The sequence below is a fragment of the Methanosarcina sp. A14 genome (assembly GCF_001729375.1).
Taxonomy (GTDB): domain Archaea; phylum Halobacteriota; class Methanosarcinia; order Methanosarcinales; family Methanosarcinaceae; genus Methanosarcina; species Methanosarcina barkeri.
Window position 1 is genome coordinate 1 of record NZ_LZPK01000316.1, and the last position, 4,348, is coordinate 4,348.

The window sequence follows — 4,348 nt, forward strand, 5'->3', positions numbered from 1 at the left end:
GGACATCTGCGGAAAGTCAGCTATAAGGTAAATTAATATAAATTTTTGTCCCATTTTAGCACTTTTGGACCTGACTTTTTGGATAGTATCTATATTTTATCTTAGATTCATGCTATCTGTCAAATTCTATACCAAAAATTTGGTCAAAAATCATAAAAATGGCCATCAAGAGAAAGAGAATCATCTGTCAAATTAAATCGTAAAAAATGGGCAAAAATTTGTTGAAATAATATTACTTATCATTCCAACGGATATGAAAACAATCTTTCCACATAAAAATCAAACTGTCAAACTCAGGTCTTATTTTAAAAATGTCTCAAAGCGGCTTAGAATGATAGGCTTTTTTACTGTTAATGGAAACACAAAAACGCAATGAGAAAGGAATTCAGGAAAAACTCAAAAATGCAGTAATATTCCTTGTAAACTACTGGATTTTTGCAGGGGGATCTTACATTCCTTCTCGTAATTTCAGTCATATCATAGCAGGAATACAGTTGTTTCCGGAAAATAACGGAATACACTGTTGGTGTTACTTTTATCCCAATTACAGGCTTTTTCTGATAGTGGTAGGTGTAAAACATATCAGTTTTTTAACTCTAAAGTCTCTCCTGCGGCCAGGCCTGTATTATTTTCCACGACTGTTCTTCTGGACCGGGAGTTTTTACCATTTTTTGTAAAAAGTTCAGGATACTTTTTTTCTAGTGGTATACGAAGCTCATCATCTAATCTCGCATTGTAAAGCGTTTTTACTTTAGAAAGCTGATCAATTGTTAAGTTTTTAACTCCTTTCAGACAAGTCCCTTCAAAGTCTGCATTTTCAAGATAAGCTCCTAGAAGTTTAGTCCCTTCAAGATTTGCTTCTCTAAAGAATGTACTTTCGAGATGAGCCTCAATAAGATTAGCTCCTTCAAGATGAGCTTTATAAAAGGAACCCTCTGAAAAATTAGATTTCGAAAGGTTAGCTCCTTCAAGGTGAGCCTCTCCAAAATAAGCACAATTAAAAAAACAATAACTAAAGTTAGCTCCTTTAAGATTAGCTCGCCTAAAGCTTACATCTTCAAAATGACCCGATATAAGTTCAGCTCCTTTAAGATAAGTTCCAACTAAACTTAGAAGATGATTACTCTCTCCATTAATAACAGTAACCGGCTTCTCATGTTTTCCGATAATTGTAAGAGCCGCATTAATATCGACTGAAAAATTTGTTACTTCTAGTACTTTGGGACACTTGTTGTCATTATCTCGAATAACTTTTGTCACAACTTCGGTTTTTATATCATTTTCGTTAAATTGACAATTCGAATTCATTCTAATATACGCTGTTAAAATTTCCATAATTGGCCAATAGTCTTTCTTCGATTCGTCTGCGATTCTTCCAAGAGCGTATATTCCACCTAATCTAATCTCAATTGCTGGATTACCTAATTGGTCAATAGCTCCTAACTGATCAATAGCCCTAGTGAAGCGTTCAGTAATCTGTCCTTCCTGCAGTACTTTTAGATTATCCTGAGCAATTTTTTGATTAGCTACAAGAGTCTCCTGAGAATGTTTCAAACTATTTTCGGCGATATTAACCCGCCGCCATGTATAGTAAAGACCGATACCAACAGCAACACCACCTAATATTTGAGCTAAAGTAGAACGGTGACTATTTTCTGCATCAGATACGTCTTTAGGATCTGTTATTCCATATTTAGCTACTTCCCAATGTGGAAACCAAAAAAACAACCATACAACGATTATAACACCCAAAAAAATCCATATTTTAGGGTACTGTCTTTGTTTCTCATAGCATTTATAAAAAATATCTATTACTCTCGCCAAAGTTTCCACCAGGACTGTTATTAAAGAACTTTTTTACGTTTTCTTATTATTAGGCTCTACAATAGAAACTCTTTCACATATCTTTCTTTTTATTTTGCCATTTACAGGCTTTTTCTTCAAGTTGCGTGTATAACTACCTGCACGGAATAAGGGAAGTTGCATTAACATTCCCTCAATTTCAGATACAAGAGTTTTGAACCAATTTTTTATTACCAGCTTATTATTTTTACGTTGTACTCTCTAAAATTCATGTTATAAGTTTTGAACTCTGGAGTATGTTTCTCTTAACTCGGTTATTCCATAGCTTATAGAAATACAAGGGTTATGACCGATAACGAAGGTTGAGAGAAAAAAGTATGGGATACACATAAGGGCACTTTTTATATTTCTTCTATTAGCGTTTTTACTCACTCAAAAAATAGAAAATTGCAAAATTTAATAGCTTTTAAACTAAAAAAGAAAACCAGAATATTCTGGTTTCACTGTTCTTTCAAATATTCATCAATTGCTTTTGCGGCTTTCTTGCCAGCGCCCATTGCACTGATAACGGTTGCTGCGCCTGTGACAACATCTCCGCCTGCAAAGACTCCGCACTTGGAGGTCGCACCGGTTTCTTCGTCTGCGACAACAGTGCCTTTTTTGTTCTTATCAAGGCCTTCCGAGCCTTTGAAAATCATGGGGTTCGGGGACGTGCCTATGGCGATAACAACAACTTCGGCAGGAATAGTGAATTCCGAACCTTCTACAGGGACAGGTCTTCTTCTGCCTGATTTGTCAGGTTCGCCGAGTTTCATTTTAATACATTCGACTGCGGTAACATTGAATTTATCGTCGCCAAGAATGCGGACGGGGTTTGTAAGGAGCCTGAAGGTTATACCTTCTTCTTTTGCGTGCTCGATTTCTTCCCTGCGGGCTGGCATCTCTTCTTCCCCACGGCGATAGACTATGCTGACTTCTTCAGCGCCCAGGCGGAGGGCTGAGCGAGCGGAATCCATTGCCACATTTCCGCCACCGACCACCACAACGTGCCTTCCAAGCCTGACTCTGGTATCATATTCAGGGTCATAGGCTTTCATGAGGTTTACACGGGTCAGGAACTCGTTTGCAGAGTAAACGCCGTTGAAGTTTTCGCCTGGAATTCCCATAAAGTTCGGGAGACCTGCGCCAGTGCCCATGAAGACCGCATCAAATTCGTCACAGAGCTCGTCTAAGGTCTTGATCCTGCCGATGATATAGTTGGGCTTGAACTCTACTCCGAGTTTCTCAATGTACTCAACTTCCTGCCGAACAATTTCCTTTGGCAGCCTGAACTCCGGAATGCCGTAACTCAGAACTCCGCCGGCTTTGTGTAGAGATTCAAAAACAGTGACTTTGTGGCCCAGCTTTGCAAGATCTGCTGCGGCAGTGAGACCCGCAGGCCCTGAACCTACAACAGCTACTTTCTTTCCTGTAGGTTTCGGAACTTCAGGAACCTTTACTCCCTGCTGGCGCTCATAATCAGCGCAGAAACGTTCGAGCCTTCCGATAGCAACTGGCTGTCCCTTCTTTCCGAGTACGCAGAGAGCTTCACACTGAGTTTCCTGGGGGCAGACACGACCGCAGATGGCAGGAAGGGCATTTGTGCCTTTAATCTTCTCTATTGCCCCTGCGAAGTCTTCCTCGCAGACAAGCTTGATAAAGCCCGGAATATCCACATTCACAGGGCAGCCTTCAACACATTTCGGTTCCTTGCAGGATAGACAGCGGGAGGCTTCGGCAAGAGCATCTTCTTTCGTGTAGCCGAGAGCTACCTCATTAAAGTTCTTCCTGCGCTCTTCCGCAGGCTGTTCTGGCATAGGGGTCCTTTCTTTCTTTGCTTTTACGGTTTTTTCTCCATTTAATTCTTGCATTTTTCATCCCCTCCATTTAGTGCAGTCCACACCTGCATTCGTCATCGTATTTTTCCACAGCTTTTGTCTCTTCGCCGCGGTACATTGCAAGCCTGTTCATGAGTTGAACAAAATCAACTTTCCGTGCATCAAATTCAGGCCCGTCAACGCAGGTAAATCTGGTTTTTCCGTCAACTGTAACCCTGCAGCCGCCGCACATACCTGTCCCGTCTACCATAATAGAGTTAAGGCTTACCAGAATTTCAACATTATAGGGAGAAGCTACTCCTGTCCCTACTTTCATCATTATTGGGGGTCCAATAATTACAACTCTTGCAACCTCTTCCCCGCTATCCAGAATCTGTTTCATTATATCGGTAACAAATCCGTGGTGTCCTTTTGATCCGTCATCGGTTGCGATATACAGTTCGGAACTGGCATCCTTCATTTCCTTTTCAAGGATGAGAAGGTCTTTGTTCCGGGCTCCTATAATGGAAATTACCTTGTTGCCCGCTTTGCTATAAGCCTTTGCCTGGGGATAAGCCGGTGCAACTCCTACTCCGCCACCTACAAGGATAACAGTACCAAGTTTTCTTACATCGGAAGGAGTGCCAAGAGGTCCGACGACGTCTTCAAGAAACTCGCCTGCAGAAAGC

3 protein-coding genes are annotated in these 4,348 nt (G+C 40.9%); all 3 read right to left on the reverse strand.

Features of this window, described 5'->3' with window-relative positions; all coding sequences use genetic code 11:
- Window positions 1–582: 582 nt before the first annotated feature.
- A complete protein-coding gene (locus tag A9239_RS13825) occupies window positions 583–1,824 on the reverse strand; it encodes a pentapeptide repeat-containing protein (RefSeq protein WP_048156159.1) in 1,242 nt (413 codons plus the stop codon).
- Window positions 1,825–2,303: 479 nt separating this feature from the next.
- Window positions 2,304–3,713: an NADPH-dependent glutamate synthase gene (gltA, locus tag A9239_RS13830; RefSeq protein ID WP_048156154.1), complete on the reverse strand. Its 1,410-nt coding sequence runs from the start codon at window positions 3,711–3,713 to the stop codon at window positions 2,304–2,306.
- A gap of 16 nt (window positions 3,714–3,729) precedes the next feature.
- The coding region (locus tag A9239_RS13835) for a sulfide/dihydroorotate dehydrogenase-like FAD/NAD-binding protein (RefSeq protein ID WP_069575348.1) at window positions 3,730–4,348 on the reverse strand (619 nt) is incomplete at its 5' end.